Origin of the sequence: Pseudomonas juntendi, assembly GCF_009932375.1 — a bacterium.
GTDB classification, from domain to species: domain Bacteria; phylum Pseudomonadota; class Gammaproteobacteria; order Pseudomonadales; family Pseudomonadaceae; genus Aquipseudomonas; species Aquipseudomonas juntendi.
Window position 1 is genome coordinate 1 of record NZ_BLJG01000253.1, and the last position, 17,339, is coordinate 17,339.

13 protein-coding genes are annotated in these 17,339 nt (G+C 63.4%); 8 read left to right on the forward strand and 5 right to left on the reverse strand.

Annotated elements, in window-relative coordinates; all coding sequences use genetic code 11:
• Window positions 1–221: 221 nt before the first annotated feature.
• Window positions 222–1,859 carry a 5-guanidino-2-oxopentanoate decarboxylase gene (locus GYA94_RS23705; RefSeq protein WP_161893214.1) on the reverse strand — a complete coding sequence of 546 codons (1,638 nt, stop codon included), beginning with the start codon at window positions 1,857–1,859 and terminating at the stop codon, window positions 222–224.
• A gap of 114 nt (window positions 1,860–1,973) precedes the next feature.
• On the opposite strand from GYA94_RS23705, the gene GYA94_RS23710 reads away from it, so the two are divergent.
• Window positions 1,974–2,849, forward strand: a complete 876-nt coding sequence (locus tag GYA94_RS23710) for a LysR substrate-binding domain-containing protein (protein WP_161893215.1) — start codon at window positions 1,974–1,976, stop codon at window positions 2,847–2,849.
• A 98-nt stretch (window positions 2,850–2,947) separates the two neighbouring features.
• Here GYA94_RS23710 and GYA94_RS23715 read toward each other — a convergent pair whose 3' ends face one another.
• Both GYA94_RS23715 and GYA94_RS23720 read right to left on the reverse strand, forming a co-directional pair.
• Complete coding sequence (locus tag GYA94_RS23715; protein WP_110675698.1) at window positions 2,948–3,562, reverse strand: NAD(P)-dependent oxidoreductase; 615 nt, start codon at window positions 3,560–3,562, stop codon at window positions 2,948–2,950.
• A gap of 27 nt (window positions 3,563–3,589) precedes the next feature.
• Entirely contained in the window at window positions 3,590–4,465 is an 876-nt protein-coding gene (locus GYA94_RS23720) for an MBL fold metallo-hydrolase (RefSeq protein WP_161893216.1), read from the reverse strand.
• Between the two features lie 103 nt (window positions 4,466–4,568).
• Here GYA94_RS23720 and GYA94_RS23725 point away from each other — a divergent pair, with 103 nt between their 5' ends.
• The gene (locus GYA94_RS23725) at window positions 4,569–5,483 is read left to right on the forward strand and encodes a LysR family transcriptional regulator (RefSeq protein WP_110675693.1); all 915 of its coding nucleotides are present in this window, start codon (window positions 4,569–4,571) and stop codon (window positions 5,481–5,483) included.
• 97 nt (window positions 5,484–5,580) lie between these two features.
• Here GYA94_RS23725 and GYA94_RS23730 read toward each other — a convergent pair whose 3' ends face one another.
• Window positions 5,581–6,450, reverse strand: a complete 870-nt coding sequence (locus tag GYA94_RS23730; RefSeq protein WP_009685607.1) for an isocitrate lyase/PEP mutase family protein — start codon at window positions 6,448–6,450, stop codon at window positions 5,581–5,583.
• A gap of 437 nt (window positions 6,451–6,887) precedes the next feature.
• Between GYA94_RS23730 and GYA94_RS23735 the strand changes: the two genes are divergently transcribed.
• Window positions 6,888–8,339 carry an MDR family MFS transporter gene (locus GYA94_RS23735; RefSeq protein WP_161893217.1) on the forward strand — a complete coding sequence of 484 codons (1,452 nt, stop codon included), beginning with the start codon at window positions 6,888–6,890 and terminating at the stop codon, window positions 8,337–8,339.
• Between the two features lie 105 nt (window positions 8,340–8,444).
• Here the strand turns inward: GYA94_RS23735 and ttgR are convergent, their stop codons facing one another.
• A complete protein-coding gene (gene ttgR, locus GYA94_RS23740; protein WP_054912197.1) occupies window positions 8,445–9,077 on the reverse strand; it encodes an efflux transport transcriptional regulator TtgR in 633 nt (210 codons plus the stop codon).
• A 259-nt stretch (window positions 9,078–9,336) separates the two neighbouring features.
• On the opposite strand from ttgR, the gene ttgA reads away from it, so the two are divergent.
• From ttgA to GYA94_RS23765, 5 genes are all read left to right on the forward strand, one after another.
• Window positions 9,337–10,491 (forward strand): toluene efflux RND transporter periplasmic adaptor subunit TtgA, encoded by a 1,155-nt coding sequence (gene ttgA / locus GYA94_RS23745; RefSeq protein WP_009685610.1) that lies wholly within the window; start codon window positions 9,337–9,339, stop codon window positions 10,489–10,491.
• Between the two features lie 3 nt (window positions 10,492–10,494).
• On the forward strand, window positions 10,495–13,647 hold the full coding sequence (gene ttgB / locus GYA94_RS23750) for a multidrug efflux RND transporter permease subunit TtgB (protein WP_029887533.1): 3,153 nt from the start codon (window positions 10,495–10,497) through the stop codon (window positions 13,645–13,647).
• The gene (locus GYA94_RS23755) at window positions 13,644–15,098 is read left to right on the forward strand and encodes an AdeC/AdeK/OprM family multidrug efflux complex outer membrane factor (protein WP_054912198.1); all 1,455 of its coding nucleotides are present in this window, start codon (window positions 13,644–13,646) and stop codon (window positions 15,096–15,098) included. The genes ttgB and GYA94_RS23755 overlap by 4 nt, the downstream gene beginning before the upstream one ends.
• Before the next feature lie 198 nt (window positions 15,099–15,296).
• Entirely contained in the window at window positions 15,297–16,553 is a 1,257-nt protein-coding gene (locus tag GYA94_RS23760; RefSeq protein WP_110675692.1) for an OprD family porin, read from the forward strand.
• A gap of 199 nt (window positions 16,554–16,752) precedes the next feature.
• On the forward strand, window positions 16,753–17,265 hold the full coding sequence (locus GYA94_RS23765; protein WP_054914179.1) for an Mpo1 family 2-hydroxy fatty acid dioxygenase: 513 nt from the start codon (window positions 16,753–16,755) through the stop codon (window positions 17,263–17,265).
• Window positions 17,266–17,339 lie beyond the last annotated feature (74 nt).

Sequence of the window (17,339 nt, forward strand, 5' to 3'; positions counted from 1 at the left end):
AAGGTATGGCAGCGCCTGTTAGAGCGAGCGCCGCGCGGGCGGCGCTCGATCTCACAGGCGCTGAAGATGCTCCGGCTACCCTTGCCAGGAACCATAGAATCTCCCACAGGGTGGACTGCCCCCAAGAAATTGGATTGGTGTCCAACTTCTTGGGGGCAGTCCATTTGTGGGAGCTGGCTTGCCAGCGATAGGGCCAGCACCAGCAACCCAAGACTCAATGTTCAACCGACAACCGTGCCCTGCCACTGGTGCTGGTCTACCTGGATCAATGTCGGCCCCTTGCGCTCCACCGCCTGCCCCAGCGCCGCCTGCAACTGCGCCACATCCGCCACGCTCTGCGCTGCGGCCCCTAACGCCCGCGCCACGCCGATGAAGTCTGGGGTATGGATATCCACCCCGACCGGCTCGATCGCCCGGTTGAGCATGTACTTCTTGATCTCTTCGTAGCCCTGGTTATTCCACAGCAGCACGATCAACGGCACCTGCGCCTCCACGGCACTGGCCAACTCCGGCAGCGTGAATTGCAGGCCGCCATCGCCAATCAGGCACACCACTGGCGCCCGTTCAGCAGCGTGCTCGGCACTGCCCAACCAGGCACCCATGGCCGCCGGCAAGGCATAGCCCAGGGTGCCGTAGCCCGTCGAGGCGTTGAACCAGCGGCGCGGCTGGTCCATGTCCAAGGTCAGGTTGCCGGTGTAGACCGGCTGGGTAGAATCGCCCACCAACACAACACCGGGCAGGCGCTGCACGATGGCCGTCAACAAGCGTGTCTGGCTCAGGGTCGGCTGGTCCCAGCCGGCTGCCAAGGCGTCCCGCAGCCTGGTCACGCGAGCCCGCCCCCAGTTGCTGTCGTGTACCAACTGCGGCTGCGCCTGCAAGGCCGCCAGCAGCGCTTCGGCAGCCAGTTCGGCATCGGCCACCAGTGCCAGTTCCGGCAGGTAGTTGCGCACGGTCTGGTCCGGGTCGATGTCGATGCGCAGCAGGCTCCCCGGGATGTCGAAACCGCCTTTGAAGGTCACGTCATAATCGGTTTCGGCCAGTTCGGTACCGATCGCCAGCACCACGTCGGCCTCGGCCACCAGCGCCCGCGTAGCCGGTAGCGACTGGGTCGAGCCAATCTGCAGCGGGTGGCTGGATGGCAGCAAGCCCTTGGCATTGATGGTCAGGGCTACCGGTGCCTGCAGGTGCTCGGCCAGGCGGGCCAACGCAGCACCTGCTGCCAAGGCACCGCCACCGGCGAGGATCAATGGCCGCCGCGCGCTTGCCAGGCGTTCAGCCATCTGCGCCACGGCCTGCGGTGCAGCCCCTGCCCGGTTACCCCGTACCGGGCGGCCTGGCAACAGTTGGTCGGCGGGCTGAACCAGCACATCCAGCGGTATTTCGATATGCACCGGGCGCGGCCGGGCGCTGTCGAATACCGCGAAGGCCCGCGCCAATACCTGTGGCAGGTCGGCTGCATTCATCAGGGTGTGCGAAAACGCCGCGACACCCGCCACCAGCGCCGCCTGGTCAGGCAACTCGTGCAGCTTGCCACGGCCACCGCCCAACTGGTCACGCGACTGCACGCTGGAGATCACCAGCATCGGAATCGAATCGGCATAGGCCTGGCCCATGGCGGTGGCGATGTTGGTCATGCCCGGGCCGGTAATGATGAAGCACACCCCGGGTTTGCCACGGGTGCGCGCATAGCCGTCAGCCATGAACCCGGCGCCCTGCTCGTGGCGCGGGGTGATATGGCGAATGGACGAGCCCGCCAGGCCTCGGTACAGCTCCACCGTATGCACGCCGGGGATGCCGAAGACATGGTCCACGCCATAGCCTTCAAGGAGTTTGACCAGCACTTCGCCGCAGGTTGCCATCGGGGTTCACCATCGATCTTGTTGGGTTATGCGCTTATTGGACCCAAGCCACGGCTATCGCCACAATGCAAAAAAACACATACTAGCCATGTCCTGAAGTCATGGCTTATTGCGATGAAACGCCTCCCGCCCCTACCCGCCTTGCATACCTTCCTGATCACCGCCCAGTGCTGCAATTTCACCCGCGCGGGGCAGCAGTTGCACATCACCCAGGGCGCTGTCAGCCGGCAGATCGCCGCCCTGGAGCAGCACTTGGGTTATGCCCTGTTCCAGCGCCAGGCCCGCGGTTTGAGCCTGACCCGTGAAGGCCAGGACTGGCTGCCACGGGTGCAACAGGTGTTTGCGCTGATCGAACAAGGGGTGCGTGAGGTGGGAGAGCACAGCACGACCCTGCAGTTGAAGGCCCCCACATGCGTGATGCGCTGGCTGCTGCCGCGCCTGATGGAATGGCAGGCACTGCGCCCGGATGTACCGGTGGAACTGACCACGACCGTTCAGCATGGCGTAGATTTGCGCCGCGAGGGCTTTGATGCCGCGGTGGTCTATGGCGAGGCACCGAACCACGGGCTGCTGGTGCGCAAGCTGTTCGATGAGCAACTGACGCCGGTGTGCGCACCGTCTTTGCGTGAGGGGCCGCTGCCCTTGCAGCAGGTTGAAGACCTGGCGCGGCACATGTTGCTGCACCCCTCGCGGGATGAGCATGATTGGCGGTTATGGCTGCAGGCGGCTGGGGTAACGCTGACTGCGCAGGGGCCGAAGCAGCACTTCGAAACGCTGGACATGGCCATGGCCATGGCGTCGCAGGGGACAGGCGTGGCTATCGGTGATTGGTCGCTGATTGGCGATGACTTGCGTAGCGGGCGGCTTTGCATGCCGTTTGCGCTGAAGGTGCGGACCGGTAAGGGCTACTACCTGGTGAGCCAGGCCAGGAACCTGCCGGCGGGGTTGCTGGAGTTGCTGGACTGGCTGGAGGGCCAGGCCAGCCTGTGAAGGCCTGTTCGCGGGCTCGCCCGCTCCCACGGGTAGCGCACATAATTTGAAACCTGTGCACTACCTGTGGGAGCGGGCGAGCCCGCGAAGCAGGCGACTCAATACCCGACCGTGAACCGCTGCCGCGAATGCTGCGGTTTCTCCAGCTCATCCAGCATGGCAATCGCATAGTCGGCAAAGGTGATCCAGCTCTTGCCATCCGCACCGATCAGCAGATGGTCCTTGCCCAGCGTGTAGTGCCCGCTGCGCTCGCCTTCAACAAACTCCGCCGACGGTGAGAGGAAGGTCCAATCCAGGTCCTGCTCGCCCTGCAACGCCTCCAGAAAACGCACACCGCCCGTGGCCTCGGCCCTGTAGGCCTCCGGGAAATCCGGGCTGTCGATCACCCGCTGCCCCGACGGCAGCAACAGGCTGGCGGCACCGCCAACCACCAGCAGGCGTTTGACCCCGGCACGCTTGACCGGCTCGATGATCGCCTGCGGCTCGATGGTGGAGAAGTGCGCTGCACTCAGTACTGCATCCACACCTGTCACTGCTGCCTCCAGGGCTGTGCCGTCCTTGGCATCCAGCGCCTTGATGGTCACCCCGTCACGCCCCTGCAGCTGCGACGGGTCGCGGGCAATCGCCACCACGTTATGGCCACGGCGCAGGGCCTCTTCCAGCAACTGGCTGCCAGCACGACCGGTGGCGCCGATGATTGCAATCTTGCTCATGTCATACGCTCCATCAACTGAACGGAATTACCACTTCATTTCGCCCTTGGCGACCTTGGCCCCCAGCTCCAGCGAGCTTTCATCGGCCAGGCCCGGGTAACGCTGCTTCATCGCCTTGATCAGCGCGTCGGCATCTTTCGCCTTGGCGGCCTCGCTGTCGAAATCGCGAATGTAGTTGGCCGTGAAACGCACGGCCTCCAACGAACGGCTGCTATCGCCCAGGTAGTGGCCCGGGACGACCGTGCGCGGCGCCAGCGCTTCGATGCGCGCCAGGGTGCTCAGCCAGTCGGCATGGGACTTGGGCGTTTGCGTATCCGCCATCCACACATGAATGTGCTCGGCTACCACGACACCGCCGACCACGGCCTTGATCGAAGGGATCCAGACGAAACTGCGGTCAGGCTGAGGGCCGTCCAGGCCGACCACTTCCAGGGCTTGCCCCTCCAGGGTCAGGCGGTCGCTTTCGAGCACCTGAGGCAGCACCAGCCGCGCCGGTTTGTCGGCCCCCATCTGCGGCCCCCAGTAGGCCAGCTTGGCCTCCATGGTCTGGCGGATGTGCGCAACGGTGGCAGCCGAAGCCAGCACCTTGGCGTCGGGGAACGCCTGGGTCACGGTATCCAGGCCAAAGTAGTAATCCGGGTCACCGTGGCTGATGTAGATGCTGGTCAGGTGCTTGCCACCCGCCCGCAGGCGTTGCACCAGTTGCTCGGCCTGGGCCTTGCCGAACTGGGCATCGACCAGCACCGCATCGTGCTCGCCACTGACGATTACCGAGCTCACCGGGAAAATAGCGTCGTGGCCGGGGTTGTAGACTTCCAGGTGCAAAGGCTCGGCGGCCATGGCCGGACCAGCGAGGGTGACGCAGGCCAGCAACAGGCCACGCAGAGGGGTGAACAGGGACATTGGGTAAGCCTTCCGCTAGATCGATGACCCACAGCTTAGTTGCCCGATCCGTAACAAAAAATGCGATGCTTGGACATAGTTTGTTTCTGAAAGCGAGCAAGTCATGGACCGTCTGAACGCCATGCGCGTCTTTGTCACCGTTGTCGACCTGGGCAGCCAGTCAGCGGCGGCGGATCACCTGCAACTGTCGCGGCCGGTCGTATCGCGTTACCTGGCCGAGCTGGAAGACTGGGTGGGTGCACGCCTGATGCAACGCACCACACGCAAGCTCAGCCTGACGGCCGCCGGCCAGGAAACCCTGCCCCGTTGCCGGCAATTGCTGGACCTGGCCGGTGACCTGCAGGCCGCAGTACAACAGCCGGACGATGCCCCCAAGGGGGCATTGCGCATCAGCGTCAGCACCTCGTTCGGCCAGGCCCAACTGGTGGATGCCATCGCGGCTTATGTACAGCGTTACCCCGGCGTGAAGGTTGATCTGCAGATGCTCGACCGCACCGTCAACCTGGTGGACGAGCGTATCGACCTGGCCATCCGCACCAGCAACGACCTGGACCCCAACCTGATTGCCAGGCGCCTGAGCGTGTGCCGGTCGGTGGTCTGTGCGGCACCCGCCTATCTGCACGAGCATGGCACCCCGCAACAGGTCGAGGAACTGAGCCGGCACAACTGCCTGACCCATGCCTACTTCGGCCATAGCCTGTGGCACTTCGACGTGGCCGGCCAGCAGGTGAGCGTGCCGGTGGCCGGCAACATCAGCGCCAATGAGGCAATGACCTTGCAGAAGGCGGCACTGGCTGGGGCCGGCATCGCCATGTTGCCGACCTACCAGGCCGCCGACGCCCTGCGCAAAGGTGAACTGGTGCGGCTGCTGGCACACGCCAGGCCGCGCGAGCTGAACCTGAATGCGGTGTACACCTCGCGCAAGCACATGCCGGCCACCTTGCGCAGCATGCTGGATTTTCTGGTGGAGCGGTTCAAGGACGACCCAGAGTGGGACCGCGATCTGTCATGGGCATGATGGCCTCATCGCCGGCCAGCCGGCATGGCTATGCGCCTTGGTCCCATCTGTCGCCGTACCTTGAGCGCCGTCCGTTGAGTTGACGGCGCCCTGCCGGTCACTCCTCGACGCTCATGTACTCCTTGGCCCAGCGGATGTAGTCCTCGGGCTGGGTGTAGGTGTGCGAGAGTTCGGTGGCGCTGAGGTTGTCCGACTTGTTCTGCTTGCCGCGCTGCAGCCGCAAGCAGTCGTAGGTGGCTTTGATTGCAGCAAAGTACGCCGCGTGGCCATCGACGGCTATGCGCACGCCCAGGCGTGCCAGGCGCTCGTCGTCATGCAGGTTCGGGTTGCCATAGGTGACCAGCATCAGCGGCACGGTCAGGTGCTCGGCGATCTTTTCGAGCTGCTCGAAGTCCTTTACGCCCACCATGCAGATACCATCGGCACCGGCCTTCTGGTAGCTCTGGGTACGCACGATGATTTCTTCGGTGGTGAGCACGCCAGCATTGGTACGGGCGATGATCGACAACGACGAATCGACCCGGGCCTCCAATGCCGCCCGGATCTTGCCAACGCCCTCATCAACCGGGATCAGGTCGGTGGACTTGCGCCCGAACTGGGCTGGCAGCAGGGTGTCCTCGATGGTCAGGGCAGCCACCCCGGCGCGCTCCAGCTCGATCACCGTGCGCATCACGTTCAGTGCGTTGCCATAGCCATGGTCGGCGTCGGCCAGCACCGGCAACTGCGCCACGCGGCCAATCCGGGTGGCCTGCTCGACGAACTCACTGAGGGTGATCAAAGCAAAGTCCGGCGCAGCCAGCACCTGCAACGAGGCGACCGAGCCGCCGAGGATACCGACCTCGAACCCCAGGTCAGCCGCAATGCGTGCCGACATCGGATCGAACACCGAGGCGGTGTGGTAACAGGAACCTGAAGCGAGCAGCTCGCGGAAGGCAAAACGCAGATCTTGATGGGAAGCCTTGGGCATGATCACTCCGCAATTATGTGCAAATTTTGAACGGTAACTACCGACCCCTGCAATCGGGTCTACCTGACCTGTTCCAACCGTCGCCATGTGGGCGGTCATGCTCGGCATGCAGGCAGAGGAATAAAAGGTGTGGGAGACAGGGGCCCGTGAAACCTGCGGCATAATGTTGCACCAAGCTGGTGCAAGCCGCGGCATTCGGCCCCTGTGGCATACCAACGATATCACGCGGCCATGCTGCACTGGATGAATACGCCAATGCCGATTCGGCATAGGGGATGCAGTTAGTACATAGGAAGCTACCTAACTCGGGTTACAATTCGAGGGTCTGTTCGCGGGCCCGCCCGCTCCCACAGATACGGCTCATGCTCGAGCCTGAGCTTTACCGGTGGGAGCGGCATGCCCGCGAAGATGCCAAAACCGATAACCAAGGTACCCCCGTGACCGCCGCCCTGCCCCCCAACACCCTGCGCAACGTGCTCACCGCCCTGATGCTGGCGATCTTTCTCGGCGCCCTGGACCAGACCATTGTCGCCGTCTCGCTGCCAGCCATCTCGGCCCAGTTCAACGACGTCGGCCTGCTGGCCTGGGTCATTTCCGGCTACATGGTCGCCATGACCATCGCCGTGCCCATCTACGGCAAACTGGGCGACCTGTATGGCCGACGGCGCATGATCCTGACCGGCATCAGCCTGTTCACCCTGGCCTCGATCGCCTGCGCGCTGGCCCAGGACATGCAGCAACTGGTGCTGGCCCGGGTACTGCAAGGTATCGGCGCAGGTGGCATGGTCTCGGTCAGCCAGGCGATCATCGGTGACTTCGTGCCGCCCCGCGAGCGTGGCCGTTATCAGGGCTACTTCAGCAGCATGTATGCCGTGGCCAGTGTCGCCGGGCCCGTGCTGGGCGGTTGGTTGACCGAATACCTGTCATGGCGCGGCGTGTTCTGGATCAACCTGCCGCTGGGGCTGCTGGCCTTGTGGTCGATTCAGCGAGCCTTGGCGGGCATGCCGGTACAACGCCGCCAGGCCCAGGTCGACTACCTTGGCGCTGTACTGTTGATTCTCGGCCTGGGCAGCCTGCTGCTGGGCATTACCCTGGTCGGTCAGGGCCATGGCTGGGGCGACCCGGCCGTGCTGGCATTGTTCGCCTGCGCCGTGATGGGCCTGGGCTTGTTCATTGCCCACGAAAGCCGCTGCGCAGAACCGTTGCTGCCACTTGGCCTGTTCGGCAATCGGGTAGCCGTGCTGTGTTGGGGGGTGATCTTCTTCGCCAGCTTCCAGTCCATTTCCCTGACCATGCTCATGCCCTTGCGCTACCAAGGCATCACCGGTGCAGGGGCCGACAGCGCCGCCCTGCATCTACTCCCGCTGGTGATGGGGCTGCCCATGGGGGCGTTCACCGGTGGGCGCATGACCAGCCTCACCGGGCGCTACAAACCGCAGATCCTTGCCGGCGCAATATTGATGCCGCTGGCCATCGTCGGCATGGCCTTCACCTCGCCGCAGTCGGCGTTGCCCAGCGCACTGTTCATGCTGTTGACCGGGATAGCCTGTGGCCTGCAGTTCCCGACCTCGCTGGTAGCCACGCAAAGCGCGGTGGCCAGCCAGGACATCGGCGTCGCCACCAGTACCACCAACCTGTTCCGCTCGCTGGGCGGGGCCATGGGCGTGGCATGCATGTCCAGCCTGTTGCTGGCACTGCTGCACCAAGGCGGTTTCGAATTGCTCGGTAACCCGTTGCTGGGGAGCTTGAAGGCGGGCGAGGTGGACGTGGCGACCCAAGGGCGGTTGTTGCAGACATTCCGCCAGCTGTTGCTGGGCAGCGCCGTGGTCGCGGTGCTAGGGCTGATCGCGGCGGTGGCGTTACCGGACCGGCAACTGCGCGGCCGTTGAGCACCTGGCCATGGTGCAGGCACGGTGCCTGGCTGAGGGAACGCAATGCATTAATCGTCCCTTAATACAAAGCGGAAACACTCCCTCACAATCCTTAACAAAGAGTCATTTGCGCAGCGCCGGGCTCAAGCGCAGCATATCCAGCCCGGTGTCGACCCATTTGTCGACATCCGCCAACAGGTCAATGCTGTCCGGCAACAACAGCCAGCGCCCGATCAGGCCATCGACATAGGCAAACAGGGCCACCGCCGCGCGCTCGACATCCAGCTCGCCCGGCAACTGGCCCCGGCGCACGGCATTGGCCAGTGCCAGGGTAATGCCCCTGTGGCAATCCAGCACTGCGGCCTGGCGCTGCTGGCGAATCTCACACATGTCATCGGTGAACTCGCACTTGTGATGCAGGATCTCATTGATACGCCGGGTTCGGGCATCGAGCACCAGCTCGTTGAACACTTGCAACAGCAGCTTGCGCATGCAGCCCAGCGGGTCGACTTCGTCCTCGCTTTCGCTCGCGCGCGCCAAATGGTCATGGGTTTCATGCAGGCTGTCGAGCAACGCCTGCACCAGTTCGGCCTTGTTGTTGAAGTGCCAGTAGATCGCCCCGCGGGTCACCCCCGCCAACTCGGCGATGTCGGCCAGCGTGGTTCGCGCAACCCCGCGCTTGTAGAAGGCCTTCTCCGCTGCCTCGATGATCTGGGCGCGGGTTTCCTGGGCTTCCTCTTTGGTTCGACGGACCATGGCAGTACAACCTCATCGGGCCCGAACGCGCGCTGCGCACGGGGGAACATTACGCGGGCACCTCTGCAGGGCGCCTCGCGGCGGGGCTAATCACGGGCTGTGGCGGTACCTGGGTACGACCAAGCGGTATTTACAAACAACCATGAATGTAAGTATATTCCTTAGCAAGCTATTTATCTACCGGATAGCAAATTTCTCCAGATCTCGACTCTTCCATTATTCTTGAGCGTCTACCTGCTCCTGCGACCCGAGGATCCTCATGCAATTCAAGCCAGCCGTTACCGCTCTGGTTTCCGCCGTCGCCCTGGCAACACTGCTCAGTGGCTGTAAGAAAGAAGAAGCAGCGCCAGCGGCGCAGGCTCCTCAGGTCGGCGTCGTAACCATCCAGCCACAACCTTTCACCCTGACCTCGGAATTGCCGGGGCGCACCAGTGCCTACCGCATTGCCGAAGTGCGCCCGCAGGTCAATGGCATCATTCTCAAGCGCCTGTTCAAGGAAGGCAGCGACGTCAAGGAAGGCCAGCAGCTCTACCAGATCGACCCTGCCGTGTACGAGGCAGCGCTGGGTAACGCCCAGGCCAACCTGCAAGCTACCCGCTCGCTGGCCGAGCGTTACAAGCAACTGATCGACGAGCAGGCCGTGTCGAAGCAGGAATACGACGACGCCAATGCCAAACGGTTGCAAGCAGAAGCATCGCTGAAAAGTGCACAGATCGACCTGCGCTACACCAAGGTGCTGGCCCCTATCAGCGGGCGTATCGGCCGCTCAGCGGTCACCGAAGGTGCGCTGGTGAACAACGGCCAGACCAACGCCATGGCCACCATCCAGCAACTCGACCCGATCTACGTCGACGTTACCCAGTCCACTGCCGAGCTGCTCAAGCTGCGCCGCGACCTGGAAAGCGGCCAGTTGCAGAAGGCTGGCGACAACGCCGCCTCGGTACAGCTGGTGCTCGAAGACGGCAGCCTGTTCAAGCAGGAAGGCCGCCTGGAATTCTCGGAAGTCGCAGTCGACGAGACCACCGGCTCGGTGACCCTGCGTGCGCTGTTCCCCAACCCAGACCACACCCTGCTGCCCGGTATGTTCGTGCATGCGCGGTTGAAGGCTGGGGTCAACGCCAACGCCATTCTGGCCCCGCAACAGGGCGTTACCCGCGACCTGAAAGGTGCGCCAACCGCGCTGGTGGTGAACAAGGACAACAAGGTCGAACTGCGTCAGCTCAAGGCTAACCGAACCCTGGGCAGCGACTGGCTGATCGAAGAAGGCCTCAACCCGGGTGACCGCCTGATCACCGAAGGCCTGCAGTACGTGCGCCCTGGCGTCGAGGTCAAGGTCAGCGAAGCCACCAACGTCAAGAAGCCGGGCAGCCCTGATCAGGCCAACGCGGCGAAAGCAGACGCCAAAGCGGAGTAAACCATGTCGAAGTTCTTTATCGATCGCCCGATCTTCGCCTGGGTGATCGCCTTGGTGATCATGCTGGTCGGGGCCTTGTCGATCCTGAAGCTGCCGATCAACCAGTACCCCAGCATCGCGCCGCCGGCCATCGCCATCGCCGTGACCTACCCGGGCGCTTCGGCGCAGACCGTGCAGGACACCGTGGTCCAGGTGATCGAGCAGCAGCTCAACGGTATCGACAACCTGCGTTATGTGTCGTCGGAAAGCAACTCCGACGGCAGCATGACCATTACCGCCACCTTCGAGCAAGGCACCAACCCCGACACCGCGCAGGTGCAGGTGCAGAACAAGCTGAACCTGGCCACCCCGCTGCTGCCGCAGGAAGTGCAGCAGCAAGGTATCCGTGTTACCAAGGCAGTGAAGAACTTCCTGATGGTGATCGGCCTGGTGTCCGAAGACGGCAGCATGACCAAGGACGACCTGGCCAACTACATCGTCTCCAACATGCAGGACCCGATCTCGCGTACTGCCGGTGTGGGCGACTTCCAGGTGTTCGGTGCACAGTACGCCATGCGCATCTGGCTCGACCCGGCCAAGCTGAACAAGTTTCAGCTGACCCCGGTCGACGTCAAGAACGCCGTGGCTGCGCAGAACGTGCAGGTGTCCTCCGGCCAGCTTGGCGGCCTGCCGGCCATGCCGGGTACCCAGCTGAACGCGACCATCATCGGCAAGACCCGCCTGCAGACCGCCGAGCAGTTCGAGAAGATCCTGCTCAAGGTCAACAACGACGGTTCCCAGGTGCGCCTGGGGGATGTCGCCGAGGTTGGCCTGGGCGGTGAAAACTATGCCATCAGCGCCCAGTTCAACGGCAAGCCGGCCTCCGGTCTGGCCGTGAAGCTGGCAACCGGGGCCAACGCCCTGGACACGGCCAAGGCGCTGCGCCAGACCATCAGCGACCTGGAACCCTTCTTCCCGCCTGGGGTGAAAGCGGTATTCCCGTATGACACCACGCCGGTGGTCACCGAGTCGATCAGTGGCGTAATCCATACGCTGATCGAAGCCGTGGTGCTGGTGTTCCTGGTGATGTACCTGTTCCTGCAGAACTTCCGCGCCACCATCATCACCACCATGACCGTGCCGGTGGTGTTGCTGGGTACCTTCGGCATCCTTGCCGCTGCGGGTTTCAGCATCAACACCCTGACCATGTTCGCCATGGTACTGGCCATCGGTTTGCTGGTGGACGACGCCATCGTCGTGGTGGAGAACGTCGAGCGGGTCATGTCCGAAGACGGCCTGCCGCCCAAGGAGGCGACCAAGCGCTCCATGGAGCAGATCCAGGGGGCCCTGGTGGGTATCGCCCTGGTGCTGTCGGCGGTTCTGCTGCCCATGGCGTTCTTCAGTGGCTCCACCGGCGTAATCTACCGGCAGTTCTCCATCACCATCGTTTCGGCCATGGGGCTGTCGGTGCTGGTGGCGCTGATCTTCACCCCTGCCCTGTGCGCGACCATGCTCAAGCCGCTGAAAAAGGGCGAGCACCACACCGCCAAAGGTGGCTTCTTCGGCTGGTTCAACCGCAACTTCGACCGCAGCGTCAACGGCTACGAGCGCAGCGTGGGTGCCATCCTGCGCAACAAGGTGCCGTTCCTGCTGGCCTATGCACTGATCGTGGTTGGCATGATCTGGCTGTTCGCCCGCATCCCTACCGCGTTCCTGCCCGAGGAAGACCAGGGCGTGCTGTTCGCCCAGGTGCAGACCCCGGCCGGCTCCAGTGCCGAGCGCACCCAGGTGGTGGTCGACCAGATGCGTGAATACCTGCTCAAGGATGAAGCCGACACCGTGTCGTCGGTATTCACCGTCAACGGCTTCAACTTCGCCGGCCGTGGGCAAAGCTCGGGCATGGCATTCATCATGCTCAAGCCATGGGGTGAACGGTCCCAGGAAAACAGCGTGTTCGCCCTGGCGCAACGCGCCCAGCAGCACTTCTTCACCTTCCGCGATGCCATGGTGTTCGCGTTTGCCCCACCGGCGGTGCTGGAACTGGGTAACGCCACCGGTTTCGACGTGTTCCTGCAGGACCGCGGTGGTGTCGGCCACGCCAAGCTGATGGAAGCGCGCAACGAGTTCCTGGCCAAGGCGTCGCAGAGCAAAGTGCTCAGTGGCGTACGCCCGAACGGCCTGAACGACGAGCCGCAGTACCAGCTGACCATCGATGACGAGCGTGCCAGCGCCCTGGGCGTGACCATTGCCGACATCAACAACACCCTGTCCATCGCCCTGGGTGCCAGCTACGTCAACGACTTCATCGACCGTGGCCGGGTCAAGAAGGTGTACATCCAGGGCGAAGCCAACGCGCGGATGAGCCCTGAAGACCTGCAGAAGTGGTACGTGCGCAATGGCGCTGGCGAGATGGTGCCGTTCTCCTCCTTCGCCAAGGGTGAGTGGAGCTACGGTTCACCCAAGCTGTCGCGTTACAACGGTGTGGAGGCCATGGAGATTCTCGGTGCCCCGGCGCCTGGCTACAGCACCGGTGAAGCCATGGCCGAGGTCGAGCGTATTGCCGGCGAACTGCCTAGCGGTGTGGGCTTCTCCTGGACCGGCATGTCCTACGAGGAAAAACTCTCCGGCTCGCAGATGCCGGCACTGTTCGCCCTCTCGGTACTGTTCGTGTTCCTGTGCCTGGCAGCGCTGTATGAAAGCTGGTCGATTCCGATCGCCGTGGTGCTGGTGGTACCGCTGGGTATCATCGGTGCACTGATCGCCACCAGCCTGCGCGGCCTGTCCAACGACGTGTACTTCCTGGTCGGCCTGTTGACCACCATCGGCCTGGCGGCGAAAAACGCCATTCTGATCGTCGAGTTCGCCAAGGAACTGCACGAGCAGGGTCGCAGCCTGTACGACGCCGCGATCGAAGCCTGCCGCATGCGTCTGCGCCCGATCATCATGACCTCGCTGGCATTCATCCTTGGCGTGGTACCGTTGACCATCGCCAGCGGCGCGGGCGCCGGCAGCCAGCACGCCATCGGCACCGGCGTGATCGGCGGCATGATCAGCGCGACCGTGCTGGCAATCTTCTGGGTACCGCTATTCTTCGTCGCAGTGTCGTCGCTGTTCGGCAGCAAAAAGCCGGAAAAAGACGCCACCCCTGAAACTCCACGTTATGAGGCTGGGCAATGACCAAGTCTTTGTTGTCCCTGGCGGTAACCGCTTTCATTCTGGGCGGCTGCTCGCTGATCCCTGACTACCAGACCCCGGAATCGCCGGTGGCTGCGCAGTGGCCGCAAGGCCCTGCATATTCCCCCACGCAGTCGGCAGACGTCGCCGCTGCCGAACAGGGCTGGCGCCAGTTCTTCCGTGACCCGGCACTGCAGCAGCTGATCCAGACTTCGCTGGTCAACAACCGCGACCTGCGTGTTGCCGCGTTGAACCTCGACGCGTACCGCGCGCAGTATCGCATTCAGCGGGCCGACCTGTTCCCGGCGGTTTCCGCCAATGCCAGCGGCAGCCGCCAGCGGGTACCGGCGAACATGTCGCAAACCGGTGAGTCCAGCATCACCAGCCAATACTCGGCCACGCTGGGTGTCAGCGCCTATGAACTGGACCTGTTCGGCCGGGTACGCAGCCTGACCGAGCAAGCCCTGGAAACCTACCTGTCCAGCGAACAGGCACGGCGGTCCACGCAAATTGCCCTGGTGGCCAGCGTGGCCAACGCCTATTACACCTGGCAGGCCGACCAGGCGCTGTTCAAGCTGACCGAAGAAACGCTGAAGACCTACGAGGAAAGCTATAACCTCACCCGTCGCAGCAATGAAGTGGGCGTGGCCTCGGCACTGGACTTGAGCCAGGCGCGCACCGCCGTGGAAGGCGCCCGGGTCAAGTATTCGCAGTACCAGCGCCTGGTCGCCCAGGACGTCAACAGCCTGACCGTGCTGCTGGGCACCGGCATTCCTGCCAACCTGCCCAAGCCGCTGGAGCTCGACGCCGATCAACTGGCGGAAGTACCGGCCGGCTTGCCGTCCGACATCCTCCAGCGCCGCCCGGACATCCAGGAAGCCGAACACCTGCTCAAGGCCGCCAATGCCAATATCGGCGCCGCCCGCGCAGCGTTCTTCCCAAGCATCAGCCTGACGGCCAACGCCGGCAGCCTGAGCCCCGACATGGGCCACCTGTTCTCGGGCGGCCAGGGCACCTGGCTGTTCCAGCCGCAGATCAACCTGCCGATCTTCAATGCCGGCAGCCTGAAGGCCAGCCTGGACTACTCGAAAATCCAGAAGGACATCAACGTCGCCAAGTACGAAAAGACCATCCAGACGGCCTTCCAGGAAGTCTCCGATGGCCTGGCAGCGCGCAAGACCTTCGAAGAGCAATTGCAGGCCCAACGCGACCTGGTGCAAGCCAACCAGGACTACTATCGCCTGGCCGAGCGCCGCTACCGTATCGGTATCGACAGCAACCTGACCTTCCTCGACGCCCAGCGCAACCTGTTCAGTGCCCAGCAGGCGCTGATCGGCGACCGCCTGTCGCAGCTGACCAGCGAGGTCAACCTGTACAAGGCGCTGGGCGGTGGCTGGTACGAGCGCACTGGCCAAGCCAACCAGCAAGCCGCGGTGGATACGCCCAAAGGCTGACCTGGCTCGGTACAGCACAAGGCCCACCCTGGCGGTGGGCCTTTTTCATGGCTGCTGCAAAATGTGTCAGTAATTAACCAACTGGAACATTCCGTTCGATTATCGCCCCCTTCCGTTTGCGACGAATTGCCTCACCCCCGCCTCACGCCGCACCATCCCCCCACGCAACGCCCCATAAAAACAAGAGATCCACGACAGATGAGCACTTCGCAAACCGCACGCCAGCTGCTGCCCGGCCTGTTGGCCATGTCCTGCGCCCTCCCCGTCTTCGCTGCCGACCAAGGCGGTTTCCTGGAAGACGCCAAGGCCACCCTCAACCTGCGCAACTTCTACATCAACCGTAACTTCGTTGACCCGGCCAACCCACAGGGCAAGGCCGAAGAATGGACGCAGAGCTTCATTCTGGATGCCCGCTCCGGCTTCACCCAAGGCACCATCGGTTTCGGCGTGGACGTGCTGGGCCTGTATTCGGTCAAGCTCGACGGTGGCAAAGGCACCACCAACACCCACCTGCTACCCGTGCACGACGACGGCCGCCCAGCCGATGATTTTGGCCGCCTGGGTGTGGCGTTGAAGGCCAAGCTTTCCGAAACCGAACTGAAAGTCGGGGAATGGATGCCGGTGCTGCCGATCCTGCGTTCGGACGACGGCCGTTCGCTGCCGCAAACCTTCCGCGGTGGCCAGCTGACATCCCGGGAAATCGCCGGCCTGACGCTGTACGCCGGCCAGTTCCGCGGCAACAGCCCGCGCAACGATGCCAGCATGGAAGACATGTCGATGAACGGCAAAGGCGCGTTCACCTCCGACCGGTTCAATTTCGGTGGCGGCGAATACACCTTCAACGACAAACGCACCATGATTGGCCTGTGGGATGCCCAGCTCAAGGACATCTACCACCAACAATACCTGAACCTGACCCACAGCCAGCCGCTGGGCGACTGGACCCTGGGCGCCAACCTGGGCTACTTCATCGGCAAGGAAGACGGCGCCGAGCGCGCCGGCAAACTGGACAACCGTACCGCCTCGGCGCTGCTCTCGGCGCGCTACCAGGGCCATACGTTCTACGTGGGCCTGCAAAAGGTCAGCGGCGACGATGCCTGGATGCGAGTCAATGGCACCAGCGGCGGGACCCTGGCCAACGACAGCTACAACTCCAGCTTCGACAACGCCAAGGAACGCTCCTGGCAGGTGCGCCATGACTTCAACTTCGCCACCGTTGGCGTTCCCGGCCTGACCCTGATGAACCGCTATATCAAGGGTGAGAACGTGACCGTCGGCAACGTTGATGATGGCAAGGAATGGGCCCGGGAGACCGAATTGGCGTACGTGATCCAATCGGGCAGTTTCAAGGACCTGTCGGTGAAATGGCGCAACTCCACCATGCGCCGTGACTTCAGCACCAACGCCTTCGACGAGAACCGCCTGATCGTGAGCTACCCGCTGAACCTGCTGTAAGCCCTGCCAATGTGCGCCATGGCCCCGCTGGATAAGCCCGCGGGGCGCCCCTGCCATTCGCCCCGCTGATGATAGTGGTGGCTGCGGGCTATCCTGAGCTATACCCGTTGCCTGTACCGGGCCTGTCGCGGCGTGTGACCGCCGCGCAGGGCCCTGACAGGCAGCTTGACCAGCCCAGGCAAACCAGGGAGGCACAACAATGAAAACGCTCGTCGACCACCTGAGCCAGTACGCCAGTTACCACCGCGACCCGCGCAACATCGTCACCCACTTCATCGGCATCCCCATGATCGTGCTGGCAGTCACCATCCTGCTGTCCCGCCCCGGGTGGGAGGTTGCTGGCATATGGCTGTCCCCTGCCCTGCTGGCGGCAGCGGCTTCGGTCTGGTTCTACCTGCGCCTGGACCTGCGCTTCGGGCTGGTGATGGGGGTGTTGCTGGGCTTGTGCCTGTGGGTTGGCCAGGTGCTGGCGGTGCAGCCTACCGGGCTTTGGCTCGGTGCCGGGGTGGGCGCGTTCGTGCTGGGCTGGATCATCCAGTTCGTCGGCCACTATTACGAAGGCCGAAAACCGGCGTTTGTGGACGACATCAGTGGCCTGATCATCGGGCCTTTGTTCGTGGTGGCAGAAGCGGCCTTCATGTTGGGCTTGTGCCCGGCCCTGAAGCAGGCTGTGGAAAGCAACGCAGGCCCGGTGGCCATACGCTCGATGTAACCGTGGCACCTGAGCGGCCTTGTGTCGCGCTGTAATCCCGGCACCTGTGTAGGAGCGGCCTTGTGTCGCGATGG